The 25,436-nt window shown below is 54.2% G+C and carries 25 protein-coding genes; 16 read left to right on the plus strand and 9 right to left on the minus strand.

Annotation, left to right across the window (positions count from 1 at the left end):
* Positions 1-411 precede the first annotated feature (411 nt).
* A complete protein-coding gene (locus CGZ75_RS18345) occupies positions 412-1,596 on the plus strand; it encodes a S8 family peptidase (protein ID WP_089525648.1) in 1,185 nt (394 codons plus the stop codon).
* Between the two features lie 166 nt (positions 1,597-1,762).
* On the opposite strand, the gene CGZ75_RS18350 is transcribed toward CGZ75_RS18345, so the two are convergent.
* The gene (locus CGZ75_RS18350) at positions 1,763-3,157 is read right to left on the minus strand and encodes an MDR family MFS transporter (protein ID WP_089525649.1); all 1,395 of its coding nucleotides are present in this window, start codon (positions 3,155-3,157) and stop codon (positions 1,763-1,765) included.
* A gap of 145 nt (positions 3,158-3,302) precedes the next feature.
* On the opposite strand from CGZ75_RS18350, the gene CGZ75_RS18355 reads away from it, so the two are divergent.
* The 6 genes from CGZ75_RS18355 to CGZ75_RS18380 all read left to right on the plus strand — a co-directional run bounded on the left by CGZ75_RS18355 (position 3,303) and on the right by CGZ75_RS18380 (position 8,622).
* Positions 3,303-3,974, plus strand: coding sequence for a helix-turn-helix transcriptional regulator (locus tag CGZ75_RS18355; RefSeq protein ID WP_089525650.1), 672 nt, complete (start codon positions 3,303-3,305; stop codon positions 3,972-3,974).
* Positions 3,975-4,629: 655 nt separating this feature from the next.
* Positions 4,630-5,043 (plus strand): phage holin, LLH family, encoded by a 414-nt coding sequence (locus CGZ75_RS18360; RefSeq protein ID WP_176444908.1) that lies wholly within the window; start codon positions 4,630-4,632, stop codon positions 5,041-5,043.
* A gap of 331 nt (positions 5,044-5,374) precedes the next feature.
* Positions 5,375-5,743: a transcriptional repressor gene (locus CGZ75_RS18365; RefSeq protein WP_176444909.1), complete on the plus strand. Its 369-nt coding sequence runs from the start codon at positions 5,375-5,377 to the stop codon at positions 5,741-5,743.
* A gap of 249 nt (positions 5,744-5,992) precedes the next feature.
* Positions 5,993-6,787 (plus strand): AraC family transcriptional regulator, encoded by a 795-nt coding sequence (locus CGZ75_RS18370; RefSeq protein WP_176444910.1) that lies wholly within the window; start codon positions 5,993-5,995, stop codon positions 6,785-6,787.
* 95 nt (positions 6,788-6,882) lie between these two features.
* On the plus strand, positions 6,883-7,164 hold the full coding sequence (locus CGZ75_RS18375) for a GNAT family N-acetyltransferase (protein WP_245850912.1): 282 nt from the start codon (positions 6,883-6,885) through the stop codon (positions 7,162-7,164).
* Between the two features lie 336 nt (positions 7,165-7,500).
* Positions 7,501-8,622, plus strand: a complete 1,122-nt coding sequence (locus CGZ75_RS18380) for a tetratricopeptide repeat protein (protein WP_089525654.1) — start codon at positions 7,501-7,503, stop codon at positions 8,620-8,622.
* Between the two features lie 135 nt (positions 8,623-8,757).
* Here CGZ75_RS18380 and modB read toward each other — a convergent pair whose 3' ends face one another.
* Positions 8,758-9,453 (minus strand): molybdate ABC transporter permease subunit, encoded by a 696-nt coding sequence (modB, locus tag CGZ75_RS18385; protein WP_089525655.1) that lies wholly within the window; start codon positions 9,451-9,453, stop codon positions 8,758-8,760.
* Positions 9,450-10,385 (minus strand): molybdate ABC transporter substrate-binding protein, encoded by a 936-nt coding sequence (modA, locus tag CGZ75_RS18390; RefSeq protein ID WP_245850913.1) that lies wholly within the window; start codon positions 10,383-10,385, stop codon positions 9,450-9,452. Before modA ends, modB begins: the two co-directional genes overlap by 4 nt.
* A 280-nt stretch (positions 10,386-10,665) precedes the next feature.
* On the opposite strand from modA, the gene CGZ75_RS18395 reads away from it, so the two are divergent.
* Positions 10,666-11,991 carry an MFS transporter gene (locus CGZ75_RS18395; protein ID WP_089525656.1) on the plus strand — a complete coding sequence of 442 codons (1,326 nt, stop codon included), beginning with the start codon at positions 10,666-10,668 and terminating at the stop codon, positions 11,989-11,991.
* On the opposite strand, the gene CGZ75_RS18400 is transcribed toward CGZ75_RS18395, so the two are convergent.
* From CGZ75_RS18400 to CGZ75_RS18415, 4 genes are all read right to left on the minus strand, one after another.
* Entirely contained in the window at positions 11,978-12,835 is an 858-nt protein-coding gene (locus CGZ75_RS18400; protein WP_089525657.1) for a hypothetical protein, read from the minus strand. The two genes, CGZ75_RS18395 and CGZ75_RS18400, sit on opposite strands and share 14 nt — an antisense overlap.
* A 133-nt stretch (positions 12,836-12,968) precedes the next feature.
* A complete protein-coding gene (locus CGZ75_RS18405) occupies positions 12,969-13,994 on the minus strand; it encodes a TRM11 family SAM-dependent methyltransferase (RefSeq protein ID WP_089525658.1) in 1,026 nt (341 codons plus the stop codon).
* A gap of 353 nt (positions 13,995-14,347) precedes the next feature.
* Positions 14,348-15,805, minus strand: coding sequence for a CAP domain-containing protein (locus CGZ75_RS18410; protein WP_089525659.1), 1,458 nt, complete (start codon positions 15,803-15,805; stop codon positions 14,348-14,350).
* A 115-nt stretch (positions 15,806-15,920) separates the two neighbouring features.
* The gene (locus CGZ75_RS18415) at positions 15,921-16,256 is read right to left on the minus strand and encodes a GrpB family protein (protein WP_089525660.1); all 336 of its coding nucleotides are present in this window, start codon (positions 16,254-16,256) and stop codon (positions 15,921-15,923) included.
* Between the two features lie 117 nt (positions 16,257-16,373).
* Here CGZ75_RS18415 and CGZ75_RS18420 point away from each other — a divergent pair, with 117 nt between their 5' ends.
* From CGZ75_RS18420 to CGZ75_RS18445, 6 genes are all read left to right on the plus strand, one after another.
* Positions 16,374-17,057, plus strand: a complete 684-nt coding sequence (locus CGZ75_RS18420; RefSeq protein WP_089525661.1) for a response regulator transcription factor — start codon at positions 16,374-16,376, stop codon at positions 17,055-17,057.
* Positions 17,054-18,481: a sensor histidine kinase gene (locus CGZ75_RS18425; protein ID WP_089525662.1), complete on the plus strand. Its 1,428-nt coding sequence runs from the start codon at positions 17,054-17,056 to the stop codon at positions 18,479-18,481. Before CGZ75_RS18420 ends, CGZ75_RS18425 begins: the two co-directional genes overlap by 4 nt.
* A gap of 72 nt (positions 18,482-18,553) precedes the next feature.
* Positions 18,554-19,498: an ABC transporter ATP-binding protein gene (locus CGZ75_RS18430; protein ID WP_245850914.1), complete on the plus strand. Its 945-nt coding sequence runs from the start codon at positions 18,554-18,556 to the stop codon at positions 19,496-19,498.
* Entirely contained in the window at positions 19,498-20,214 is a 717-nt protein-coding gene (locus tag CGZ75_RS18435) for an ABC transporter permease (protein WP_089525664.1), read from the plus strand. Before CGZ75_RS18430 ends, CGZ75_RS18435 begins: the two co-directional genes overlap by 1 nt.
* A 1-nt stretch (position 20,215) precedes the next feature.
* On the plus strand, positions 20,216-20,950 hold the full coding sequence (locus CGZ75_RS18440; protein ID WP_245850915.1) for an ABC transporter permease: 735 nt from the start codon (positions 20,216-20,218) through the stop codon (positions 20,948-20,950).
* Positions 20,951-21,177: 227 nt separating this feature from the next.
* Positions 21,178-21,792, plus strand: a complete 615-nt coding sequence (locus CGZ75_RS18445) for a hypothetical protein (protein WP_089525666.1) — start codon at positions 21,178-21,180, stop codon at positions 21,790-21,792.
* An 18-nt stretch (positions 21,793-21,810) separates the two neighbouring features.
* Here the strand turns inward: CGZ75_RS18445 and CGZ75_RS24710 are convergent, their stop codons facing one another.
* Complete coding sequence (locus CGZ75_RS24710; protein ID WP_141136812.1) at positions 21,811-22,005, minus strand: hypothetical protein; 195 nt, start codon at positions 22,003-22,005, stop codon at positions 21,811-21,813.
* A 213-nt stretch (positions 22,006-22,218) separates the two neighbouring features.
* On the opposite strand from CGZ75_RS24710, the gene CGZ75_RS18450 reads away from it, so the two are divergent.
* Positions 22,219-23,148, plus strand: a complete 930-nt coding sequence (locus CGZ75_RS18450) for an aromatic acid exporter family protein (protein ID WP_089525667.1) — start codon at positions 22,219-22,221, stop codon at positions 23,146-23,148.
* A gap of 121 nt (positions 23,149-23,269) precedes the next feature.
* On the opposite strand, the gene CGZ75_RS18455 is transcribed toward CGZ75_RS18450, so the two are convergent.
* A complete protein-coding gene (locus CGZ75_RS18455) occupies positions 23,270-24,166 on the minus strand; it encodes a LysR family transcriptional regulator (protein ID WP_089525668.1) in 897 nt (298 codons plus the stop codon).
* Positions 24,167-24,334: 168 nt separating this feature from the next.
* On the opposite strand from CGZ75_RS18455, the gene CGZ75_RS18460 reads away from it, so the two are divergent.
* Positions 24,335-25,429, plus strand: a complete 1,095-nt coding sequence (locus CGZ75_RS18460; protein ID WP_245850916.1) for a branched-chain amino acid aminotransferase — start codon at positions 24,335-24,337, stop codon at positions 25,427-25,429.
* Positions 25,430-25,436: the final 7 nt, after the last annotated feature.

Genomic DNA, 25,436 nt, shown 5'->3' on the forward strand with positions numbered 1-25,436 from the left:
CCCTTAGCCGTATGCCTGCAGGCAATGGCGAGGGGCTTTTTGCATGTTAATAAAGAGTGCTCAGGTGGCATGACGAAACTCAGAAGCCTTATTTCGAGTCGTTAACCCCAGGAGAATCACCGCAGCACCTGAATTCTCGGCCGACCATTTTCCTTTGTAGCATTAAAGGGGAAAGAAGCGTCACCTCACGAACCCCTTTTAACCAAACTATTCCCCCCTAAAAAAATCGCCTTCACTCTAGACATGGAGGCTCGCCGCAATTTCGGCCAGCGGCTTGTCGGCAATCGGTGGAATGCAGTCATCCGCCCTTTTCTGACCCTCTGCGCCATCGGCCCAAACCATCTAATAGATTCCCCCATAGATTAGTAGAGCAGTCTGAGAGGCTGCAAACAGAATGAAGGGGCTGATCGAATGATGGATTTGCATTGGCTGCCGGTCATGCTGCTTTCTGGAGCAGTTGGTGCTTGGTGGCTGGCCGGATGGGCCAAAGGCTGGATTGCGGAGGGGAAAATGCCGGAGCATGAGCCGGGCGAGTTAATCGTTAAATTCCAGGAGGGATTGACGGCAGCGGCTAAATACCGCATTCATAGTGAGTGTGCTTGTCTGGTCTCCGAGGAGCAAAGTGGGACAGGGCTGCATATCATCCGAGCGAAGCGTGGCGGGGCAAGTTCACTTAAGCTGAGGGATCGTTATCACGAATATCCCGAAGTGGAGTACGCCGAGCCTAACTATCGGTACCGCAGCTGCTTAATGCAGGATGATTCTTACTACGGTCTGCAGTATGGCGCCAAGTTGATTAAGGCGGAACAAGCCTGGGATGTGACGGTTGGAAAAGAGGATGTTATCATCGCTGTGCTCGATACGGGTATCGATTTTACCCATCCCGACTTGGCGGGTAAAGTTTTGGCCGGTAAGGATTATATTAATCCGGCAGGTTCGGCCAATGATCCTAACGGGCATGGTACACATGTCGCCGGCATCGCCGCGGCTCGTGCAAACGATGCTACAGGTATAACCGGCATTGCTCCGGGTGTTTCCCTTTTGCCAGTTCGTGTGTTAGATGCAGAAGGCAATGGTACATTGCTAAATATCGCCGCAGGCATTCGATATGCAGCAGATAGGGGAGCTCATGTGATTAACCTCAGCTTGGGAGGACCGGCACGCTCCTGGGCTCTGCGCTCGGCGATTCGTTATGCCGTTTCGAAAGGGGCGGTCGTTGTCGCAGCGGCTGGCAACACGGGTTCATCGGCACCGGTATATCCGGGTGCTTACGACGAAGTTATAGCTGTGGGCTCGGTAGGCCCAAAGGATAGTCCTTCGACATTTTCATCGTATGGCATGTGGGTTGATCTTGCAGCTCCAGGAGAGCGAATTGTTTCGACCTACTCCGATTCGCGCTATACGTACTTCAGCGGCACCTCGATGGCTGCTCCTCATGTGTCGGGCGTGGCTGCATTGCTGGCCAGTGTAGGGCTGTCCGAATCGGAAATCCGCAGCCGCCTTTTTGAGACAGCAGACCCATCAGGTGACGCAGGAACTCATTGGCGGCATGGCCGGGTGGATGCAGGAAAGGCTGTTTCGGGCAGCGATTTGTAGTAGGAGACACGTAATAAATTGCATCGTAGTGTCGATGAAGAGAAACGAAGAAGAACTGCTGGCAGCGGCGCTCATCTTTATTTAGGAATTGAGGGTCTTCCGAATTAAGCGCTGTTGAAAACATCAAGCCCGCATACGGAGGCATTCCGGATGCGGGCTTGTTCGTTTATGACACCTTGCTATACAGAGGTTGTGTAGAAGGGCCGCCGCGCTCATGCCAGTCGAACATGATTTTGTACAAAACGGCCGAAGCGGCAGCCAGCAGCGCCAGCACGCCGAATGTCCACGGGAAGCCGATCCAGCCGCAAAGCGGAATCGATAAAGGGGCAATCGTGCGGCCGATTGTGAAGCGCAGACTGGCCGCGGCGAAATACTGGCCCCGGATTCGTTCCGGTGCGAGTCTGCTGATGAATGTCTGCTGAGGACCGGCGCACATTAACTCGCCGAGCGTAAACACGGCCATGATCGCAGCCAGGCTCCACAGGCTGACCGGCTGACTGAAAAGAGCCATGGAAGCCGCATAACAAAGCGCTCCGCCGATGAAGATCCAACGATCTTTAAGCTGTGTAGTCCATCGCGTCACAGCAACTGTGAACAGCGCTACGAGTAGTCCATTCTCCGCTAAGAGCAGCGCGAACGTCTGCTGGCCTGTCAATTGCAGCTCCATGCCAACCCAAAGGGACGAGGAGGGGTACACTTCTTTCAAATAAATCGGCAGCAGCATATCGAGCTGCATGAACGTTTGAGAGAGCAGTACTCCTGCGATGATGAAAAGCAGAAAGACCCGGTCCGAGACGATGATTCGGTAACCTTTCAATTGAGCGGCTATCGCCCTTTTCCACGAAGTTGGAGTAGGTGCTGAAGCGGCCGCAATAGAGTCTGCAGCAGCATCTCCATGTTCGACAGCGACACCGATATTACCTTCGCTGCTTCCGGCATTGGTCTCCGAGCCAGTGGCTGTGCGAGCCCGCACATCAGCGGCAAAAGAAGGCATCGTCTCGCGAAGCCGACGTGAGAGCAGCGTCGCCAGTAGTCCGCAGGCGATTGCTCCGACCGCCGGCATGTAAAACGGATTGCCGACGTAGACAATCGAGCCGAGCAGCGGCCCGACGACAACAGCGATATTAAGCGAAGTGTAGAACACCGCGAACACGGAGGAGCGATCCTTTTCCGGCACGATGTCAGCGACCATCGCCTGACTAGCTGGGTGATATAAGCTGATGGAGCAGCTGGCCAGTGTGAATCCAGCAAAAGCGATCAGCGGCATGGAAATCAGCGCGGAGCTGCCCGCGGCCAAAAGGCCGTAGCCGACGGACTGGCACATAGCGGCGAACACCAAGACGCGTTTGCGGCCGTACCGGTCGGTGAAGTATCCGCCGAGCAGGTTGGCAAACACGGAAATTAACTGCGAGATTACGAGCAGCAGACCGGCGGTGCCTTTGCCAAAAGCGCTGGCGAAATAGACGGATAGGAAGGGGAAGATCGTCCAGAAGATCACATTGGTTACGAATTCGCCGCCAAGGCGGAGCTTAAGGTTGGCATCCCATTCACGGAGTTTCACGAGACAGGACTCCTTTACAGGGGATTGGTAATTGATGCATGAGCATCGTAGCGGTTTTTCTTTGACTTTGTCAACGAATATCTTTACAATCTATGGGAAAGCCGCGACCCCGCGGTAAAGACGCTTTATTAAGGAGAGGATGCGTATGTCGGCGAAAGAGAAGCAGGCGGAGGGCGCGAATGCAACGCGAACCCGCAGATTAATCGTAGACCTCCTCAAGCAGCATGGGCCGCTGGATGCAGGTGCTTTGGCGGGCATGTTAGGCGTCTCCGGGATGGCAGTGCGGCAGCATTTGTACGGATTGCAAAAGGAAGGCTTGCTCGACTTCCGCGAGGAGCCCCGGGCGATGGGGCGTCCCGCCAAGTTGTGGAGCCTCACGACGGAGGCGAATAGGCTGTTCCCCGCTGGTTATGCGGAGCTGACGATCGGCTTGATCGACTCGGTACGCGAAACCTTTGGCGAAGATGGATTAGAGAAGCTGCTCGCTGTGCGCAACGGCAAGCAGATCGCCCATTATTCCTTGCCTCAGAAGCGGGAAGTGTCCGGAACGGGCCCGTTGCTGGAGGAGAAGCTGAAGCGGCTCGCCGAGCATCGGACAGCGGAGGGTTATATGGCCGACTATGAACGGCAGCCGGACGGTTCTTATATCTTTACGGAAAAACATTGCCCGATCTGCGATGTAGCCAAAGTCTGTGCCAGCCTATGCCGCTTTGAAACCGGCATGATCCAGGGTGTGCTCGGCGATAGCGTGCAGGTAGTTCGAACGGAGCATATGTTAAGCGGCGGTCGCCGCTGTGTTTACCAGATATCCCAATGATCCAAGCCTCTAGGCTGCCTAAAAGGCATGTCTAGAGGCTTTTTGCGTAGTTGGGTCTCATTTGAAGGAGGGGAAATTCATTGTTGGATTGGGCTTATATGGAACAGAACTACTTGATGAACAAACATTCGCATGTCACCTATTCGATGTTTGAAGATTGGGTGGAGAATTTCTTGTTTTCAAAAGTGAAAGATAGGACTTTATATTTATCAAAAAGGGAACCGACTACTGACTGAACTAGGTCTTGACGGGTTTGGAATTGTCTGACTATAATTAATTCGCGAACAAATGTTCCTAAATAGGAAATTTTGGGTATATTTGGATAAATCAAATCTATCGAAAAAGGAGGAGAGGTCTTCCGAAATATTGCATAAAGAAGGGAAACGAACGAAAGGGGAGTAATTATGAACAGGGTCCATTTAGCCGTACAGAGGGAGCGGAATAGACGGATTCAAGTCAGCTCGGGTATTGGAGCAGGTCGTGTAACTCGTGAGGAACAATGAATTACCGCTGCTTCTAATTAGGCTCGATGCGGTATTTTATTAGTAAGGTAGGAAAGAGAGGGGATTATGGCTCCTCTGCTGAACCGGGGAGAGAACATGAACAATTAAGCCGATTCCGGCTCAACAACCTTGACGAGCAAAGGAGAACTGTGATGCAAAGACCTACAGAATGGCCATACTGGGCTGAAGTCGCGCAAGATGTGCTAGCGGTAGTGTTGGCCTTGATGGCTATTATGGTACTACCGATATTAAGCACGCGCGCCACAAAATATATGACCGCCAAGGGCAAGGAGCATCAGCGAGTTATGCTGCATCGCATCGCGGAGGAAGCGGCCGCTCTGGCGGAAGCTGCTTATCCAGGTGGAGGTGGACCGCAGAAGCTAGCTCTAGCGATGAGATATACTCAGGAACAAGCCGAGAAGTCGGGTATTCACGCGGGCACAGATGCCATTCGAGCTTCAATTGAAAAAGCGGTCATGGACTATAATGCGATGGTCAAGCCATGGGCGGGTATCCCGGCTTCAGCTGTACTGCGTCCTCCATATGGAGAAGGCGTCAGCCAATAAACACGCTGGGACTGGTACACCCCGAAAGGACGGCTTGAAGGTGAAGTCTGGCGGAACGAGACAAACCTTCACAGTAACGTCAAGCTTCGCTCGCGATCTCTCGAAGGGAAGCAAGCGGGGCTTGCTTACATGAGAACAGCGTCATAGGAAGGTTCTCCATGGAGTCTTTGACAACTTCTATTGAATGCGCTTACAATTATTGGTACAGAATGAAGTTATACCGGAGGGGCTGCAGATAATACGGTAGATGTCATTGGTCATTGCAAAAGCTTCTCATCTAGATTATAATAATTATCAAGTAGAATTAATTCCTGAAGGGAGCTTGATCGCTATGGCTATATCGCCATCACGCCGCAATGTTGTCCCGTCCTCTGCTTCGCCGGCTGCCCGTTACCGCTCTCCCTCCGCTTCGCGCGGGCTGCTAGCTGCCCTCGGCAAGCTGGAGCACCAAGGAATCCACTTGAATCCCCAGCGCTATATGCTTCTGGAATATTTATATACAGCTGATGAACACCCTACTGTTGAAGAGCTTGTCTCCCAGCTTAATGCGTCTGGCCGGGTTCGCGCGGTCGGTGCGACTGCCGTGTACAGTCAGTTGAGAGTATTTGAGCGTCTGGGACTCGTGCAAGAGTGGAACGACGTGAGCTCGGCTCCGCGTTATGGTCCTGCCGCTTCGCAAGGCTCCAAGGCCGTCGTTTGAATCCTTATCCGTCTCTCGCTCGTCTATGGAGCAGGAGACGGATTTTTTTGATGTTTTGGACGTGGCCAGCTGAAACCCTAATCGGTTTGCTTAAACTGGAAGTGAACTCAGTTATTTCAAAAATGGGTTAACCGTTAATTGACAATGAGAATCATTTTCATTAAGATGGATGAATAGGCCAGACACGGCAGGACTGGACAGCGGGCAGATGACAAATACAGAAACAGGACGGTGGAGGCAATGGGCGGAGTGGAGAGAAACGTTGAACAAAGGGAAGCGCTGATTCTTCAGGCTTTGGACGAGATCTGGTTCAAGCTTCGGGACGCCGCGCCATTTGCGGCGGTGGTTGACCATAGCCAGGTCCGACCGGAATGGGAAAGTGACTGCAGGCTGATCGCGGTAACCGGAGGTCAGGGCAAGCTGATTACAGGCGATAGGCAGATTCCGCTGAAAAGCGGCATGGTATACATGAGCGCGCCGGGCGAGAAGCTGCGCGTATGCGCGGATTCCGCTTACCGGCTGGAAATGTATTTGTTCCGCTTCCAGGCGCTTGTCCCGGACGCGCATGAGGGTGCAGCTTTGCAACTGCCACGGCGAATGGCAGATTTTCCACTTTTGGGCGAGCCTACGCCTTATCCTGCTTCGGCGCTCATTTCTCTATGCAAAACGATCTGTGTCTGCCGGAACAGCCTGGATCCGCTAGAGCGGTTCCGGGGGCAAGCCGTCTTTGAGGATCTGTTGCATCGATTGTTCAAAGAATCCATGAGCGGCACCGATCAAGAGCTGGATGCAGCTCTGGAGACGGTGAGAACTTATATTGAGCAGCACTATGAGAAAGAACTGACCGTCAAGAAGCTGGCGGAGATGTCGAGAATCAGCCCACGCCACCTCATGCGGCTGTTCAAAGAAAATTACGGGATGACGATCGGCGAGTACACCAAGGAGCTCAAGCGTGCGGGAAAGCGTCCGACGAACATTTTGGCTAGAAGTTCCCTCGGTGAAAGGTACCGGATGCCAGATACCGCCTCGCATCGCTTCGGCTAAGTGTTGATTGGCATGACTAAAATGATCCCTTATCGGGTATAAGTAAGGCATATGCGGCCGCCAAATGGCAGTTGTACCCGGGGGAGGCGATTAGATTGACAGAAGTTATGCCAATCAAGGAAGGCAATGGATACGTCATCCGGCGCGAAGGCGAGATCATCGGTGAGATTACGTATGTTCCGTCAAATGAAGGCAAGGTATGGATCGTTGACCATACGTATGTGTCTCCGGAGCAAAGGGGACAAAATCTGGCGAGCAGCCTGCTGCAGGCTGTCGTGGATGAGGCCCGTCAAGCGGGCGTGAAGATTGAACCGGCCTGCTCCTATGCCGCCGCGCAGTTCAAACGGCGCAAAGATTACGCTGATCTGCGGGCTTGAATGGAGCGGATGCGGCTCATGGGTGGTAATGCACGGAATAGTGGGAACGGCCAGCCGGAACAGCGGTTGGCTTTTCTTTTTGCAAAAAACTAGAATAGTACGGAAGGCATAAAACACAGAAATACGTGGAATTGCCGCTGTAATCGGTGCTTCAACCCGTGCCGAACATGCTGCAACTCTTCGACTCTGTGGCTCGTCTATCTAGTTGATTCTACCAGTATCCGCAAGAGAGCCCAGCTATGCTATAATAGACGGGATAAAGTCCCGGCAGCAGAGGGAGCAAGATTCCCCACTCTATACGCTGCAGCATGGGAAGCAGAGAGGAAGGGACCCGACATGGAAATTCAAACTTCCCCGCAAGTTGAAGCAGGGACATTAAGACCTGGAATTGACAATCTGTTCTCCATTATTTTGGGGGAGTTAGATAACCGGATTCAGAATGGCCTTTCCGGTGAGGAAGGCGACGCCCTCAAGGGACTGCTTGCCGAAGCACGCGAGGCGCTAGTCAAGGAAGACTACGCGGGAGCCGAAGAGCATTTTACCGCGATGAAAGAGCGCCAGCCAGAACTGGGTTCCATCCAGGCGGCTTTGTTGTACACTTTAATTGGCCAACAGAAATGGGAAACCTTCGAAGAGCAGGTTCCTTTGCTGCTGCAAACGGCATCCAATGTCGAAGAAACATCCGATATCGAAGCGATGCTGGCCAACCTGCTCGGTGAGCAAGGACATTACGATCGTGTTGTGGAGCGCTTGGAGAAGCTGAGTGTTGCTCATCCCGACCGTAGGGCGAACTTTGCTGCGCTGCTTTCCGCTGCTTATGTTCGTACGGGGAAGGGCGAGGACGCCTGGAACGTCGTAGAGCAAGCGTTGCCAGCGGAGGGCGAGGAAAACACCTCTCATCTGCCGCTTATTGTGGCGTACATTAACCGAGTCATCGATCTCAAGAAATGGGACCGCTGGTCCAAAATACAGCTGCGCGTCCGTCGTTTCCTGAAATCGCTGGAGACGGAAGATGACATCATCCGCGCTCGCGTAGTTCTCCTGTTGGAATGTCAGTCCTACATGCAGGCCGGCCGTTTCCGCGAAGCGGAACTGTTCGCTGAGCTGGTGTACGGCATGGACAGCAAGAGCGAAGAGATCCGCGAGCTGCGCAAGCAGATGCAGGAGATGCATGCTCTTAGCAAGGAGCTTGAGAAGCTGCAGAAGGATACGGCGGTTCACCCAGCCATCGTCATCCGCAACATGGAATGGTATTACGGCGAGTTCAACGAGGAAGCCGCGGCAGGCCTTCGCGCTCAGCTGCCACCGGAAGTTCTCAGCCGTATAGAAGCAGATCCGGAGAAACTCATCAACGGAATCTTGCAGCTCCGCTTCCGTTATCCTGCGTTCTACCGTCGTTACCAGGAAGAATGGCAAGAAGTATACAAAGCGAAGCAAGCTGAGCTTGCTAGCAAATAAAGCTTGAAGTCCAGCGAGTTGATATGGCGGACGTTTTGCGTCTGGTCGATCGATTCATTGAAGAAAAAGGATTGCTGCCCTCATGAGGCGGCAATCCTTTTTGGCGTTTAGTGAGAATCGGCTCCGAGCGCACAATCAAGGTCTGCTGCGGCGAGACATTGGGTTGCTGCTACCCGTGAATAGCAACAGCAGAAAAGAAAACAAAATGATCGCTGCAGTCCAGGCCCAGGCCATAGCTGTCTGTCCGCTATCCACGGCAACGTAGATCGCCGTTGGCACTGTCTGAGTGACGCCGGGAATGTTACCGGCGATCATAAGCGTTGCGCCGAATTCGCCGAGGCTGCGGGCGAAGCCGAGCACTAGCGCAGCGAGCAATGAGCGCAGCGCTAGCGGCAGTGCTACGTAGCGGAGCACTTGCAGCTCTCCCGCGCCTGCGGAACGAGCCGCCTGCTCCAAGTCAGGATCGATGCCGTTGAAGCCTGTTTTCATCGTCTGGTAGACGAGCGGAAAGGAGACGACCACCGCCGCTACTACGGCCGCCCACCATGAGAAGATAAGTGGGGCGGAGAACACCGCTTCAATCAGTTTTCCAACGGAGCTGCGGCGGCCAAGCATGACGAGTAGTACGAAGCCAACAACGGTGGGCGGCAGCACAAGCGGCAGTAGAAAAGCTGTTTCTAGGAGCAGCTTGCCCCGGAAGCGAGCGCGAGACATCCAGCGAGCTGCTGCTGTGCCAAGCAGCAGGGAGAGAATCGAGGCCAGCATGGCTACTTTCAAAGAAAGCAGGACTGGAGGCCAGAACACCTTCCAGTCCACCGCTGCGCCAATCATGGCGCGGCGGTGAAGCCGAAGCTCAGAAACACATCGAGAGCTTCAGAGGAACGAAGGTAGTCATAAAAGGCAGTTGCTTGAACAGGGTGGCTTGTACTGCTCAAAACCGCAGCCGGGTACAGGATTGGAGAATAGGAAGCAGGATCGATCTCCATGATGATTTTGGACTTGTCCGAGCTCTGTGCGTCGGTTTTGTATACAAAACCAGCTTCGGCATTGCCGGTTTCCACCATTTGCAGCACGGATTTAACGTCCTTTGCCTGAACGAGCTTTTTCTCCAGTTCCGTCCACAGTCTAGCGGCTTCTAACGCTTGTTTGGCGTACTGGCCTGCAGGCACGCTTTCAGGGATGCCGACAGCAATATAGGAATAGCTGTCTTTCTTGAGCTTGTCGAGCTTGTCGAGCGTCCCAGAGTGATCCTTACCAGCGACCAAGACGAGCGTATTGGCTAGCAGGTTTATAGACTGATCCTTGCTAACAAGATCTTTGGCAATCAGGGCGTCCATGTTTTTGCTCGATGCGGAGAAAAAGAGGTCGGCCGACGCTCCCTGCTCGATCTGCTTTTGCAGCGTACCGGATGCTCCGAAGTTATAGTTTATTTCAATACTTGGATTAGCCATTTCGAACTTCGTCTCAATTTCACCCAGCGCTTCAGTCAGGCTGGCCGCAGCGGATACCGTCAGCTCTACCAGTTCGGTGGGCTCATCCGGCGGGGTGGTTGGAACAGTGGTATTCGCATTGCCGCCATCTGTAGTTGTGTTGCCCACAGATGCGGAATCGGCCGGCGAGGCTGTCGGCTCGCCCGCAGTTGCATTGTTGCTGCTGGAATCTGTTGCTCCGCAACCTGCGATCAGCAGTAGCAGCATCACGAGCAGAGCAGCGACATACATCGAATAGCCCGGTTTATTTCTCCTTGTTTGTTTTACAGCCATCACTTCCAGCTCCCCATATTCTTATGATTTCGTTATATCTAGCTATAATTAGTGATTATATTAAGGGAGTGGGGCTTGTAAATCAATCAAAGACGAGTGATGCTTGGTAACACTTTGTAATCCGACTGTCGGAGCGTCAAGAAGCAAAAAAACGGTGGGTTGGAAACAGTTGACACGAAGAGAGAAAGTTACGTATAGTGACTTTATAAATAAAAAAGTTTAAAAAGTACCTGGGCATGAAACCGAACACCGGTTCAGCCGAAAAGGAGCCGGTGAAAAGATGGCTTATCCACGGATGTTCCGTGTCATGTGGGCAGGGCAAAGCATCTCCAATCTAGGAGATACGCTGTACCTGCTGGCAATTGTTACGATGGTCTACCAACTTACAGGTTCGGCGATGTTCGCATCCTTAGTGCCGCTGGCCCGAGTAGTTGGTCAGCTCATTTGCGGCGTCGCCGCGCCTCTAGTTATGGATCGGTTCCAGCTTACGCTACTGATCAAGCTGTCTCAGTTGCTGCAAGTTGTCCTATTTGCCTTTCTCATTGTGGTCTGCCGAGGCATGGTAGAGTCGGATATTCCGACTGTGCTCGTTCTGATTGCGATGTTATCTTTCACGGATGGAATTACCACTCCGGTACGAAATGCGCTTATACCGCAATATGTCGGCAGGGGAGAGCTGCTGCGAGCAAACGGACTGATGTCTACGACGGACCAGATCGTCATGATGTCGGGTTGGGCTGCGGGCGGTGTCATTGTCGCTTGGCTCGGAGCATCCACCGTCATGCTAGGCACGTTAGGCATTTATGCCGCGGCACTGTTCCTCACTCTGCAACTGCGAGAGCCATCAACGCCAAAGGCTGCTATCACAGCGGCGGTGCAAGCTGAAGGCGGCATGCAGACTCACGATGAGAAATCGTTATTGCCTGAAGGAGAGACACACATAGGCAAGGAAAAGGGCAGCGCTTGGGAGTCCGTTAAAGAAGGTTGGCAAAATATTTGGCGTAATCCGGTGCTCCGTCTACTGATTTTTATCGATGCGATTGAAGGCACGGTTGGAGCTGCTTGGATCGGCGCTATGCTGCTTGTTTATGCAACTGAACAGCTTGGTTCCGGAACGGAATGGTACGGCTTCATTAATGGCGGATATTTTGCAGGATGTATCGTCGGCGGGTTGCTGGTTGTGACGTTTACACGCCGTCTGTCGCGCTTCCCGGCGTTATCAATCGTAGTGGGAGCGGGCATTATGGGTCTGCTTACGCTGGTTTTCGCCTGGATAACAGCTCCCGCTCTAGCATTGTTGATCGTCATCTTGATGGGTCCTCCGCAACAGCTGCGAGAGGTAACCCGCCGGACGGTGTTCCAGAAGGCTTGCCCTCCTGAGCAGTTGCCGAAAGTAATGAGTGCAGAGAATACGTTGGTCTACTCTCTCTTTGGCCTGTCGGTTGTGCTGCTGTCATGGATGGCTGATCGCTGGGGAGTCGAGGTCGTATACACGATGACTGGAGTGTTCTATCTGATTACGGCATTGTTGGTTGGCATTAACCGTAAGAAAATACAGGCCGCCGCCTTAGACGGTCAAAATGTGAAGCCCGTCAGCCCGTCATAACCCCATACCCTGCTAGCTGGCTGCGAGCTTGCTCGGCAATCGCGGCATAACGGCGCTCCAGCTCTACAATCGCTTCCCATTGTTTGAGCAGTTGCTTGCCGCTGGCAAGCATTGAGGTCAGTGAGCGTTCCATAAGGATGGCATCTCCCTTGCGGGCAGCAGAGGAGAAGTCCTTCAGGGCATCGCGCAGAGCTGATTCCGGTATACGCGCTGTAGATTTGCGGACACGGAGTTCATCATTGGCATCTTCAAGGCCGGACAATGTCTTGCGGATGGCGGCGATTTTGGCAGAGCGCTCGCGAGTGAGCTTCTGCAATTGCTCCTGTTGCAGGCGCACTGATTGCCGGGCCAGCTGAACAGCGGCCTGGATCGTGTCAGCCTGCATGCGCAGCGCTTTGGCGGATTCTTTGTTGCCGGAAGACCTAATGCGCTTGTTCAGAGCTGTATAACCCGCATACATCGGCTCGTAAACGGACTTGACCTTAGCTACTCGACTCTCTTGGTTACGGATGGCATCCCTATCGATGGAGCCAGAGGCTTGGCGAACGGCGGCAGCCAGCTTCACTGCGCCACTGTGCAGCTCCTGAGCTTGCTGGCGATAGGCGGCTAGCTGTTGAAGCTGGGAGGCATAGTTCTGGCGGCTAAGGTTCAGACGCGCAGCAGTCGCTGAATCTGCCTTGGCTGTCGTTTTTTCAAACCCTGCTTGAGCCGATGGGCTAATTTCCAATGAAGCGGCTGCCGCTGGAGCGGATGAGAGCAGGATGGACAGTAGAAGTGCAGCCGAGAAGGCTACAATCGGCAGGCGGGCAAGCGGGCTGAATCGAACAAATAGAAAGCGTGTCATAATAATCCTCCTTAGATTGTCTCCAGAACGCAGAAAAGCACCGCAGCAAACCGGCTCAAAGAGCCAATTGCTGCGGTGCTTCCGCATTCAGGGACGTACATATGTTCGGTGAATCAACTATAACTCGCTGCCCTTAAAGTTGTAAAGGTTTACCAACACATAAATGAAAGAAGCGAACAAAATTTCCTTTGGTCAAGCGCGCGGTGGCCTCGATCTGGAAGCCAGCTTCCTCGATAATCGACTCTATTGACTCCGATGTCACGATGACGGCGCGGCCGGACAGGCGCAGTAGTGATTGAAGCATTTCTAACTGTTCCTCCGGTGGAGAGACCGAACAGAGATTGTAGGGCATGTCCAAAATAGCAGCATCGAAGCGTCCTTCAAGAGTGCGCATGTCGGCAATAACGGCAAGCTCCGGCGAGTAACCGAAATGCTCCAGGTTCACTCGCGCACCTGTGACCGCCAAGGGGTTAAGGTCGCTGCCGCGGATGTCCATCCCCATAGAAAGAGCCTCCAGCAACACGGTTCCAATGCCGCAACAGGGGTCAATGAGCCGCGCTTCTGTTGATTGGGGAGCAGCAATATTGACTGCGGCTCTGGCAGCTCGCGTTGGCAGCGCCGTGGAGTATTGGCGAGGTTTGTCCTTGTGGCGCAGCCAGACTGGTTCCGACTCGATGAGCTCACCCGCGAACCAGCGGCCTTGGAACCGCGTCAGGCCAAAAACCATGTCGGGCCGCTTGAGGTCCGGCTCTCCAGTTACAGAGAGGCCAAGACGTCTTTCCAAGGCGAGCCTTTGCTCATTTCCGGGCTCGTTTGATGCACCTATTTTGACATAGCGGGAACGAAAGGTCCCCTCTCCAGAGGTAAGAACGTCGGCTGCCGCCTCCATTAACTCCTCCTCGGAAGCAGTGTCCAGTCGAATGCTCAATCGCTGCTTAATAAAAGGACTGCGGCTCGGATCGAGCCGCCGGGAGTGGCGGAAAGCGCGTAAGTCCGGGTCAGGCCTGACACCGGGAAACAGGCAGTGCAGCTCAAGCGAACAAAGCTCCACCTCGGATTCATGGCAAGCATAGGCATATAAATAGTCGAGGACGATGTCGTCACCGTCGCCGTCGCGGTTGTATGGGAGACTGGGAGTAGCTTGGTCGGATGGGATCATTATGTTTGAACTTCCTTTATCTAAAGTTGGACGACTGCTCCAGCCGCCGACGCTTTATTGTACCGCTCCTGGGCGATGGAGGCCAGTTTCATGGGAATGCGAGGCGACAAAAAGAGAGCCTGTTCGCCGTTTCAACGGTTGGCAGGCTCTCTTTTTGTCCGATTATGAGATTATAAGTGCGAGTTCAAAAAGGTCGCCATTGGGCACCGAGAAGGTTGTATGAACCAGAAGAAGGAGGAGCGGAATGTAGGCAAACCTACATGAGCACCGGACTTCGAAGGTGAATACAAGATTCGATGTCGAATTCGCTACCTGTTTACATCGTGATCAATGGTGGCCTTTTTGAACAACCTCTATAGGGGAGTATAGAAGTTCTGGGTATAACGAGAGTCATAAACGCCCACTCCAAGGCGAGTATAGAGCTCGTTCAGCATGGCTTTCCGGTGGCCGGAGGAGTTCAACCAGCCGTTATGCGCCTCGATGGCGTTGCGGTAGCCAGAAGCGATATTTTCCCCTGCGGCGGAGTAGCGGATGCCTTCAGCTTCCATGCGGTCGAAGGGGCTTTTTCCATCTGGATTTGTATGATCAAAATAATCCCGTTTAGCCATATCTTTGCTATGCTTACGCGCTGTTAGAGCGGCTGTATCATCCCAAGTCAGTGTCGGGACGCCGCGCTTCGCACGAAATGCATTCGTCAGGTCAAGCACTTCGCGTTCATAGGCGGAAGCGAGCTCATCGGCGCTTGGAGCGGTGCCAAAAGAGCTGCCGGACAGGACGAGCATGGCATCCAGCTTGCCCTCATCCAGCGTGTCCAGGTAGAAGGTTGTTTTGATTCCGCCGGATGTGAAGGAAAAGGTTTTGTTTGCGGCTGGAATCGTCTGGCCTGAAGCCTGTTTCAGCGAAGCGGTGCTCATGCCGGGGCGAAGCTTTTGCCACAGTCCGCCGCCATCCTCGAATGCTTGCGGAGAACCGGAGTAGAGCGCGACGACTTTGCCGCCGCTCACACCAGCCTGCATGTAACGGGTGTAATCCTTATTGTAAATGTACCAGACAAAACCTTCCTGCGCCGGGTCCTTGCGATCTGGTGCGCCAAGCTTCCCGATCAGGGCCGCTTCGCTGTCCCCGAGCCCGATGCCGCGCAGCTGCGGCCCGGCGGTATTGGTCGAAGGCGCGCCGCCAGGTGCCGGATGCGCCTTCAGCATGCGGCGGAGGAGGGTAACCGCCTCCGCCCGGGTTAGAGTGCTGCCGCTCTCGTAGCCGGCAGCAGTAGACGCCGTGCGCCCGCTCGCGATGCCTTCCGCGAGCAGCCAGGCCACGGCGTCAGCTTCGCCGCCGGAGCGCCCAGCGACGGAGGCAAGCAGCTGCGCTGCCTCGCCCCGCGTATAGCGGGCGTTTGGCTGCGCAGCATGGAACGCCGCCCAGCTGTGCGCGGCGGCGGCAGTGTAGTACGGCGCGTGCCAGGCCGCGCCGGAAGCTGTGCCCTTGGCGGGCGCGATGCCGTAGGCGCGCGCCGCCAGGGCGAGGAACTCAGGCTCGCTGAGCTTGCCGGAGGGACGAAAGCGGCCGTCGCCGTCGCCTTGGACGTAGCCGGCGGCAGCGGCCCAGGCGATGTCGCTGGCCGCCCAGTGTTTGGCCGCTACATCGGCGAAGCCAGTTGCGGCCGTTGCAGGCGCGGCCGATGCCGCTTGCGGCAGGAAGCTGCCGCTGCCGGCAAGCAGGGCGGCGCTCAGTAGGACGAGCGCCGCTTTGCGGACAGCTCGGGGGGACCATTTTTCATCGATTTTATGAAACGAATCATGGGAGTTATTCATCAGAGTAAAGTCCTTCCTGTGTGTGGTCTCGACACAGTTGGACGCGCTTATCGCCGCTACAGTTGTGCAGCGGTCTGGAATATGCTCCTGAAGTCCCAGGTTTTCGGATCAATAGCTATCGCCCCGCATCCCAGGCCAAGGCCTTTGCTTTCAGAGCGGATACAAATGCTTTTTTGGCCGGGCTGTAGTCCCGGGTTTCGGTATAGCGCTCGGCAAGCTGCTCTTTGAAGCGGCTGTATTCCATAGAAGCGTTAAAGCTGTCGATCCGACTGATCTCGCGGACCTCGACCATCATGTCGATGACCGGCTTTGCCATCATGCCCGGCACTGAAGTGCTGCCGAAGTGATGAAAAGCAAGCGCCTCGTCACCAAGCAAAGTGGATAAAACCCCAGCCTCTTCACGAAATTGTTCAACCCAAGCTTCCGAATAACGACTCAGTCTTACTTCCATAGATAACTCACTCCTATCTGCTCTTACTAAAGCAAGCTTCCCGCCTTTAAACGAATTTTAACTTCCGCGAGGAGAGAAGAGAAGGCTATGATGAAGGGAAGACAGGGGGAAGCAACTATGAATGGCAAAGCAAAACTGCTTTACATCGAGGATGATCCCGACATCGGCAGTTGGCTCTCGCGCGACCTGAAGGAACGTGGGTACGAGGTGGAGTGGCTGCCCAGCGGAGAAGGCGCGGAGGAGCTGGCGGCCGATGCCGACTTGGCGATTCTGGATGTCATGCTGCCGGGGCTGGACGGTTTTACCGTTGGTCAAAAGCTGAAGAAACGCTGCCCGGGCCTGCCGATCCTCATGCTCTCCGCCCGCTCGGCCGTTGAAGATAAACTGCAGGGCCTGCATTTTGCAGATGATTATGTCACAAAACCTTTCCATCCAGATGAGCTGGGGGCAAGGGTCGAGGTGCTGTTAAGGCGCTTTGGCAAAGGAGAGGACCAGCCCGTGCGGCTTGGCCATCTGGAGGTGAGACCGCGTGAGCTGACCGTTACCGATGCGGGCAGTGGAGAGGAAATTGCGCTGACGCCGAAGCAACTGCAAATTCTGCTGTTTCTGCTGCGCAACCCGGGGCGCATTTTGACTAAAGAGCAGATTTATGAATCGGTCTGGGGCGAGTCTTTTTTAGAGGGTGACAAAACCGTCATGGTACATATCCGCTACCTGCGGGAACGAATCGAGCGTGACCCCGCCAATCCGCGGCTAGTGGAGACGGTGCGAGGCATCGGCTACCGGGTGCGTCCCTCATGAAAAAGCTTATCCAAAAGCTGAAGCGTCCGTCGCTGATCGCCCGTTACAGCTTAATTGTGCTCTCCGCGCTTGTCATGCTGCCGCTCTTAATCACGCTTGTCGGCTTAGTGACGATGACGTCGCTGAGTTGGCTCCATCCGCCAGCTTCGCCTTCTATTTATTCTAATACGACCAAGCTCCGTCTGGCTTGGGAAGCGGAAGCGGCTGCCATGGGCGGAGAGAGCAAGGAGCAGGCAGCGGTCCGGCTTAAAGCATGGATACAGAAATATCCGCGCTCCAAAGTATTCCGCGTCGACGGGGAGGGCAGCCTCCATGACGCCATTCCCGCACGCAAGGATTTCCCGGCCCAGTGGTCGGCCGCCTACACCGTCGAGTATATGAAAGAAGCAGTTAACGGCGTTCGCTACACGGTCGTTTCCTTTGTCGGCGATAACCGCAGCGAAGGTTTTATCGTCGTGGAGGTGCCCCGCTACCTAACTCTTCCTTACTCTCAAAGGTTAGACGGAGTCGGCAGCACCGTGTACGCGATCGGTGTGATGATCATGCTCACTTTGTATCTGTTTGTCTCGTTCCTGTTTTTTATCCGCATCCGGCGACGCCTAGTGCGGCTGCAGGCAGCGATGGAACTGCCTTCGGAGAGCGGCTTGCCGCTACCGGTCTCTCTTTCGGGTAGTGATGAGATCGGTCGGCTGGAACAAAGCTTCAACGGCATGATCCGCGAGCTGGAGCAATCACGCCGCCGCGAGGAGGCGGAGGAAGCGCTGCGGCGCGATCTTGTAATGAGGCTGGCGCATGATCTGCGCACGCCGCTCACCGTCATCCGTGCTCATGCGTTTACGCTGGGGCGAGAGGCTTTGAGCGCACAGGGCAAGGAGTCCTTGCAGCTCATGACCGGCAAGCTTGACTATACATCCGAGCTGATGGAAAATCTTTTTTCTTACAATCTGCTCGTCGCTGGCAAATACCCTTACCGTCCCCAACGCACCGATGTGACTAGGTTATTGCGTACCCAGTTGGCTGCTTGGTATCCCGTGCTTGAGCAGGCTGAGATAGAGCTTGACTCGGATTTGCCGGAGGAGTCTATTTGGTGGCAAGCTGATCCGCAGTGGCTGGAGCGAGTGGTAGACAATTTGCTGCAAAATGTACTGCGCCATGCCGCATCCGGCTGTTATGTCGCTGTTCGTTTGTTGACGGAAAACGGCGGAACGTTAGTGGTTGAGGACCGTGGCCCCGGCATGGATGCGGAATCCACCTTCAAAGGCACGGGCCTAGGCCTCGCCATTGTCGATCTTATGCTTGTTGAGCAGGACCTCTGCAAGCAGGTCCGATCCGGACCGGATGGCACGATCATTACGATCTGGCCGGACCCCGAACGAGCCAAGTCGAATTGCCAGTCGACTGATGAGCTTTCCACCGATTTTTAAACGTTATTTAACCTTCGTCCTGACCGGCTTTTAACCTTTACTCGCTACGATAGAGGAAGAGGTGAGGAGAGGATGAATCATATGGGGAACAACAACTTAGGCCAAGGCAAGTGGCTGTTGGAAACGAATGGCCTGACTAAAAAGCTTGGTGGAAAAGCTGTTGTAAACGGGGTTGATCTGCAGCTTGGTGAAGGAGATATATACGGTTTTTTAGGGCCGAACGGCGCGGGTAAAACGACGACAATTCGCATGCTGCTAGGGTTGGCGCGTCCGACGCGAGGAACGGTTAAGGTGTTCGGCCAGAATTTGGCGGAGCATCGTCTGAACATTTTGCGCCAAGTGGGCTCACTGGTAGAATACCCTTCCTATTATGGCCATCTGACGGGCCGGGAGAACCTGGAGATCATCCGCCGTCTTCTCGATGTACCGAAGGAACGAATTGCGGAGGTGCTGAGCATTGTCCGGTTGGAAAAGGACGCGAATCGCGCAGCGAGGGGCTACTCGCTCGGCATGAAACAGCGGCTTGGCATCGCGGCAGCTCTGCTGGGACATCCGCGCCTGCTCATCCTTGATGAGCCGACCAATGGGCTAGACCCCGCTGGCATCCAAGAGATTCGCGAGCTGATCAAAAGCCTACCCACTGAGCGCGGCGTGACGATTATGCTATCGAGCCATCTACTGTCGGAGGTAGAGCAGATGGCGACTCGTGTTGGCATCATTACGGCGGGCAAGCTTGTGTATCAGGATAGTATCGAACGCCTCAAACAGCGCACCGCAGGACGCATTCGGTTGAACGTGAGTGAGCCTGAAGCCGCCTGGAAGCGGCTGTTGGAGCAGGGTTATGAGGCGCAGCGGGATGAGCGAGGTGTCACGATTTCGGGCGAGAATGACCGCGAAGTCGCGGCGATTGTCACAGAGCTTGTGCGTGAGCGGCATCTAGTTTACCGCGTTGAGGAGGAGAGCTCCTCCCTGGAAAGTGTGTTCCTGGAAATGACCGGCACGGGAGGGAGCCTCTAATGTTCTCTCGTATTCTGTTAGCGGAGCTGCTGAAAATTCGCCGTAAATGGATCGTCGCGCTAGCCATCATCGGGCCGCTAGGTGTTGTGCTGCTGCAAGCCGTCAATTATGGGCTTCGCTATGATTATTTGATGGATCAGTATGCTGGCGATCCTTGGGAAGGTCTGCTGGGACAAGTATTCTGGCTGAAAATGCCCGCGCTGTTCATCGGGCTGGCGCTTGTCGCTTCAATGTCAGCAGGTGTAGAGCATTCGGCGGGAGGCTGGAAGCAACTGCTCGCACTGCCGGTGACACGGTTGCAAGTCTTCGCAGGCAAGGTGGCGGTGACGCTTCTGCTGCTTCTTTTCTCCTGTACGCTGCTGCTTGTTTTCACCTTCATTTTTGGACTTGTACTGGGGCTGGAGGTTTCCTCAACACCTTGGGCGGAGCTGTTTAAGCAATCGTATTTAGCGTATTTGGCGCTGTTGCCTTTCATCGCTCTGCAGAGCTGGTTGTCGCTCACTATGAGTAATCAGGCGGTGCCGATGACGGTTGGTATTCTCGGTATGGTGCTGAGCTTGATCAGCATTGCTTTGCCCGACTGGACGCCCTGGGCTTGGGCGTATCAGGTGGTGGAGCCCGGAATGGGCTTAACCATAGCCGGAGCGGGTACGGCAACGGGTCTTCTGGTGATTTTGATCGGTTATGCCCATTTTGCCCGGAAGGATGCCAGCTGATATGAACAAGCTACTCCCTACGGAATGGATCAAGCTGCGGCGCTCCATCATCTGGCTGCTGCTGCCGATCAGCCCACTTTTGGCTGCTCTTAGCGGCTGGAGCCCATTGGATATAGGAAAAGAGCCGCTCCAGGCATGGCAGGAAGCGCTGGCCGTCGGTGCGACGGTGCATGGCTTGTTTTTCCTGCCGCTGTTGACCGGAATTTGTGCCGCCCTGATCTGTCGCTATGAACATGCCGCAGGTGGTTGGAAGCAGCTGGCGGCGCTGCCGGTGCGGCGCTCCTCGGTGTACCTCGCTAAGATGACGGTCCTTGCGGCGTTGTTAGCGTTGTTGCAACTGCTTTATGGAGCGGCAATGCTCGTTGGAGGAATGTTAAAAGGAGCACCGATCGACGCTATACCTTGGGAAATGATTGGTATGCTTGTAGGGTACGGCTGGCTTGCTTCTCTTCCGCTCGCGGCGCTTCAGCTGTGGGTGTCGACAGCTTGGCAGAGTTTTGCCGCTCCGCTTGCGGTAAACGTCGTGTTTACGCTGCCGAATATGCTAGTGACCAACTCGGAGGATATTGCTCCTTGGTATCCATGGGCTCAGCCGCTGCTCGCCATGATGCCGCAGGACCGCTACGACGTAGGTGCATTCACTGTCTCGGTTGAAACGCTATTTATTGTGGTCGCGGGCAGCTTTGTCGTTTTCCTCGGGGCTGGCTGGACTAGCTTCCTGCGGCGTGCCGTGTAACATTATATTGGGAACCAGCCGAGCAGGCATGACTGCTCGGCTGGTTTTTTTGCGGCTGCGCCATGATATGCCCCTGGTGATGTGCCCCCAAAGACAAGGCAATCGGACAATTGCTCCTGAGTAACAAGGAATAATTTGTATATTTTATAAAAAATAGAGAAACTTTCTTCTTTGATAGGAGTATGATTTTTAAGAGAGTTGATCGGAGAATGGGGAGAGTGATTCTATTGAAATCGGGATTAAAGAAGTTCATAGTAGTCATCTTTATCGTCAATCTTTTGGCTGTAACTACCGTGAATGCTGCCCCCGCACTGCGTCAGATCGGCGTGTGGATCAATAATGTGGAAGTGAATTCACCTAAGGATGGAAATTCCACACTTTTGCTGGATAACAACTTATATTTCTCATCCCAGTTTGTTAAAGATGCGTTTAACAGCATTATATTATGGGACAAGAATAAGCAGGATGCGAAAATAATTAAGCCTAATGTCCACATGTTAACGACGGACGGAAAGAATGTTTTTGGAGCTGTTTACAACGATGAAAAAATCAAGTTCCGTGTGTTTGCACAGGTCGACAGCCTTGAAGCTGAGCTGGCAGCTTTCAAGTTTATTCTCATCAATCCCGATGGGAAGGAGACGTTAATTGAAGAACGACGCAAAGGCGATAAATACTTCCCTGAACAAGGGAAAAATAATTTCTGGATTAATAGCGAAGAGATTACTTATGAATTTGACGATGAAGGTGACTATAAAATTGTTTTTTTCATACAGCTTGAAGAAGAAACGGGCATGCATATTGTTTCAGAGAAGGTCATTTACTCTACCGCCAAGTCTTCCTGAGATAGCAAGTAGTCAAAGTTACTTGAGCGCGCTATGAAGCGGCCCCGACGAGCAAAGGAAGTAGTCGAAGTTACTTGAGCGCGCCGGAAGGGTCCCCAACGGGCGAAGCAAGTAGTCAAAGTTACTTGAACGCGCCGGAAGCGGCCCCAACGAGCCAAGCAAGTAGTCCCAGTTACTTGAACGCGCCGTAAGCGGCCCCGACGAGCAAAGCAAGTAGTCAAAGTTACTTGAAACGCTCGATTGCGGCCTCGACGGTCAAAGCAAGTAGTCAAAGTTACTTGAGCGCACCGAAAACGGCCCCAATGAGCCAAGCAAGTAGTCAAAGTTACTTGAGCGCGCCGTAAGCGGCCCCGACGGGTAGATTAGTCAGGCAAAGCCTTGAATGATATAATTCGGGTCAAAGCCAGAGATAACAAGGAGTTAGTTATGAGGATTGGATTCCGAACTTTAAAAACCGCGATCGGTGTCAGCCTATCCGTGCTGATTGCTGGGCAGCTGGGGCTGCTGAACTTTGCCTCGGCGGGCATCCTCACTCTGCTCTGCATTCAAAAAACGAGGCGCCAGTCGTTCAACGCCATTTGGGAAAGACTGCTGGCCTGTCTCGTAGCGATCGCAGTATCAGGCCTGCTGTTTGAGCTGGTCGGCTACCATGCGCTGCTGTTCGTGCTGATTTTCCTTATCCTGATTCCGCTTTGCGTCAAGCTACGCTGTACCGGCGGCATCGCCAGCAGCTCGGTCATAATGATGCATATATATGTCCAAAAAGGATTGACGCTTTCTTTTATCGGTAATGAGCTGATGATCATTTTGATTGGACTCGGCATGTCGCTCGTTGTCAATCTGTACATGCCTGGCGTTGAACGCCAGATTCAGGAGCTGAGGCGGCGGATCGAGACCCGGATCGAGAACATCCTGCGGGAACTTGCCGTTTATTTGAAGGATGGGACTAGTCTATGGGACGGGCGTGAACTGCTGGAGCTGACGGCACTGTTGGAGCAGGCTCGGGCGCTTGGCATTCAGACGACGGAGAATGATTTTAGCGGGCGGAGAAGCGTGTTTTATACGTATTATGAGACGCGGCGCAAACAGGTCGACATTTTGAAAACGATGATGCCGCTCGTCTCGCAGGTAGATGCAAGAGTGGAGCAGGGACAGCGGATCGGAGAGTTTCTGGATGATCTGGCGGATCACTGGAACACGATTCCCGGCGGACGCGACTATCATGAGCGGCTGCGCGCGATCCGTGAGTACCATAGGGAGCTGCCATTGCCAGAAACGCGCGAAGAATTTGAAACGAGGGCCAGCCTGTATGCCATGGCCAACGAATTGGAACGGTTCATCCTGACCTTGGCGTAAGACTGGGTGGCAGGGTGGCCGTTTTTTAAATGAGCTGTACGTTTAAAATTAGATCCTATCGCGCGAGCAGAGAGGTGCAGTTGCATCCCAATACTTGCCGTAAATGCTGGCCGAAAATGGCTCACAAACGCCTCGCCAACAAAGTGGCGATGAATCGCTGGGCGCTCTTGGACAGGTAGCGGTCCCGCCGCCAAACGATGCCGACCTCGGAGTGGAAGCTTTCGCCTTCCAACTCACGGGACTCCATATCTGACATCTGGAACGAGTTCAGAACGGACCGTGGCAGCACGGTCGCCCCGATACCGGCGGAGACGAGTGAGAGGATGACGGCGACGCTCGAGCATTCGCAGAGAATGTGCGGTTCGCAATCCACGCGGCGGAACTCCTGGAGTACCTTTTCGTGCATGGCGGTTGTGCGTTCGGTTTTCAGTGTGAGAAAAGGATGCCGAGCCAGCTCGGTGAATGTAATAGGCCCTTCCCGCTCCGGCGCCCAGCCGATCGGCAGAATCGCTGCGAAGGGATCGGACGGCAGTACAGCCGTCTCGAAGGCGGATGGGCCCGAATCGAATTCGAACGGCAGCCGCGTGATGATCAGCTCGATGCCCCCACCGTCCAGCTCTTCTCCAAGTGAAAAATGATCCCCTTCATGCACCTTGAAGGTGACCTCAGGATAAAGGCTGTGAAACTGCCGGATCGGCTCCGGCAGCAGCGAGATGCAGGAGACGACGGCGCCAACAGACAGCACGCCGCGAATACCTTCGTCCAGCTCCCGCACCTGCTGGAGCGTATCCGAGAAGTCGCGCATGAGCCGCTCTGCCCGCTCCAAAAGGAGCTTGCCAGCGGCAGTCAGCCGCAAGCTGCGGCCCACGCGGTCGAATAGCACGACGCCGAGTTCTTCTTCAATCTGCTTCAGCTGGCGGCTGAGCGGAGGCTGCTCCATATGAAGCACGCGGGCTGCTCGCGTGATCTGCCCTTCGCGTGCAATGGTCACAAAATAATTGAGCTGCCGCATATCCATTTTTGGAAGTCTCCTTTTGGGCAAGAATGGGAATGGATTGGAGAAGGAAGAGTTTGTATCCATACCTTAAGGGTATGGAGAACTTGGTAAAACCTGTCCTTTAACTATAGCGAATGTGTTGGTATGATGACTAGTAAAAGAATGAACGATCGCCTGACGAGGCGTACGATGAGAGAGGAAGTAATGCAGATGGCTTACGAGTTTAAAATTGAGCGCACGGCTTCCCCAAAGGCGAAGGAATCGCTGCAGGGCTCGGTATTCGGCACCCGCTTCACGGATCATATGTTTATTTTGGATTACGATAAGGGCCAAGGCTGGCATGACGGGCGGATCGTACCGTACCAACCAATTATGTTGGACCCGGCTGCTAAAGTATTTCATTACGGCCAGACGATTTTCGAGGGACTCAAAGCTTATCTGACGGCCGATGGCCGTGTGCTTTTGTTCCGTCCGCGCAGCAATATTAAACGGATGAACCTGTCTAATATCCGCATGAGCATCCCGACGCTTGACGAGGAGCTTTTCCTTGAAGCGCTGCGCCAACTGCTCGTTGTGGAGCGCGACTGGGTGCCTTCGGAGGAAGGGACCTCGCTGTATGTGCGTCCTTTTGTCATCGCAACTCAGGCGACGCTCGGCGTATCTCCTTCCCATCAATACAAGTTCATGATCATCCTGTCGCCGGTGGGCGCTTACTATTCCGAAGGTGTGAATCCAGTCTCGATCTATGTGGAGTCGGGTTATGTACGTGCTGTTCCAGGTGGCGTAGGCGAAGCCAAGACGGCGGGCAACTACGCTGCGGGCTTGCAAGCACAGGAAGAAGCGACGGCTAAAGGTTACTCTCAGGTGCTGTGGCTGGACGGCGTAGAGCGCAAGTACATCGAGGAAGTCGGCAGTATGAACGTGTTTTTTGTAATCGGGGACAAAGTAGTTACACCGGTGCTTAACGGCAGCATTCTGCATGGCATTACGCGTGATTCCGTACTTCAGATGCTGAAGCATTGGGGTTATGAGGTCGAGGAGCGCCAGCTATCGATGCAAGAAGTGGCCGATGCGCACCGGAGCGGCGAGCTTAAGGAAGCGTTCGGTACGGGCACGGCCGCGGTCATTTCGCCAATCGGCGAGCTGTACTGGCAGGAAAAGGCGATGACGCTGAACGGCGGTCGCACCGGCGAGCTGTCGCAGCGGCTTTATGATGAGTTGACCGGCCTTCAGCGCGGCGAGAAAGAAGATCCATTCGGTTGGACGGTTGAGCTGAAAGGGTAAGGCGAGT

The organism is Paenibacillus herberti, from assembly GCF_002233675.1.
Taxonomy (GTDB): domain Bacteria; phylum Bacillota; class Bacilli; order Paenibacillales; family Paenibacillaceae; genus Paenibacillus_O; species Paenibacillus_O herberti.

Coding starts and splice junctions, on each gene's coding strand:
- CGZ75_RS18345 (WP_089525648.1), top strand. CDS start 412: ATGATGGATTTGCATTGGCTGCCGGTCATGCTGCTTTCTGGAGCAGTT.
- CGZ75_RS18355 (WP_089525650.1), top strand. CDS start 3,303: ATGTCGGCGAAAGAGAAGCAGGCGGAGGGCGCGAATGCAACGCGAACC.
- CGZ75_RS18360 (WP_176444908.1), top strand. CDS start 4,630: ATGCAAAGACCTACAGAATGGCCATACTGGGCTGAAGTCGCGCAAGAT.
- CGZ75_RS18365 (WP_176444909.1), top strand. CDS start 5,375: ATGGCTATATCGCCATCACGCCGCAATGTTGTCCCGTCCTCTGCTTCG.
- CGZ75_RS18380 (WP_089525654.1), top strand. CDS start 7,501: ATGGAAATTCAAACTTCCCCGCAAGTTGAAGCAGGGACATTAAGACCT.
- modB (WP_089525655.1), bottom strand. CDS start 9,453: ATGATTGGCGCAGCGGTGGACTGGAAGGTGTTCTGGCCTCCAGTCCTG.
- modA (WP_245850913.1), bottom strand. CDS start 10,385: ATGGCTGTAAAACAAACAAGGAGAAATAAACCGGGCTATTCGATGTAT.
- CGZ75_RS18395 (WP_089525656.1), top strand. CDS start 10,666: ATGGCTTATCCACGGATGTTCCGTGTCATGTGGGCAGGGCAAAGCATC.
- CGZ75_RS18400 (WP_089525657.1), bottom strand. CDS start 12,835: ATGACACGCTTTCTATTTGTTCGATTCAGCCCGCTTGCCCGCCTGCCG.
- CGZ75_RS18405 (WP_089525658.1), bottom strand. CDS start 13,994: ATGATCCCATCCGACCAAGCTACTCCCAGTCTCCCATACAACCGCGAC.
- CGZ75_RS18410 (WP_089525659.1), bottom strand. CDS start 15,805: ATGAATAACTCCCATGATTCGTTTCATAAAATCGATGAAAAATGGTCC.
- CGZ75_RS18415 (WP_089525660.1), bottom strand. CDS start 16,256: ATGGAAGTAAGACTGAGTCGTTATTCGGAAGCTTGGGTTGAACAATTT.
- CGZ75_RS18420 (WP_089525661.1), top strand. CDS start 16,374: ATGAATGGCAAAGCAAAACTGCTTTACATCGAGGATGATCCCGACATC.
- CGZ75_RS18425 (WP_089525662.1), top strand. CDS start 17,054: ATGAAAAAGCTTATCCAAAAGCTGAAGCGTCCGTCGCTGATCGCCCGT.
- CGZ75_RS18430 (WP_245850914.1), top strand. CDS start 18,554: ATGAATCATATGGGGAACAACAACTTAGGCCAAGGCAAGTGGCTGTTG.
- CGZ75_RS18435 (WP_089525664.1), top strand. CDS start 19,498: ATGTTCTCTCGTATTCTGTTAGCGGAGCTGCTGAAAATTCGCCGTAAA.
- CGZ75_RS18440 (WP_245850915.1), top strand. CDS start 20,216: ATGAACAAGCTACTCCCTACGGAATGGATCAAGCTGCGGCGCTCCATC.
- CGZ75_RS18450 (WP_089525667.1), top strand. CDS start 22,219: ATGAGGATTGGATTCCGAACTTTAAAAACCGCGATCGGTGTCAGCCTA.
- CGZ75_RS18455 (WP_089525668.1), bottom strand. CDS start 24,166: ATGGATATGCGGCAGCTCAATTATTTTGTGACCATTGCACGCGAAGGG.
- CGZ75_RS18460 (WP_245850916.1), top strand. CDS start 24,335: ATGAGAGAGGAAGTAATGCAGATGGCTTACGAGTTTAAAATTGAGCGC.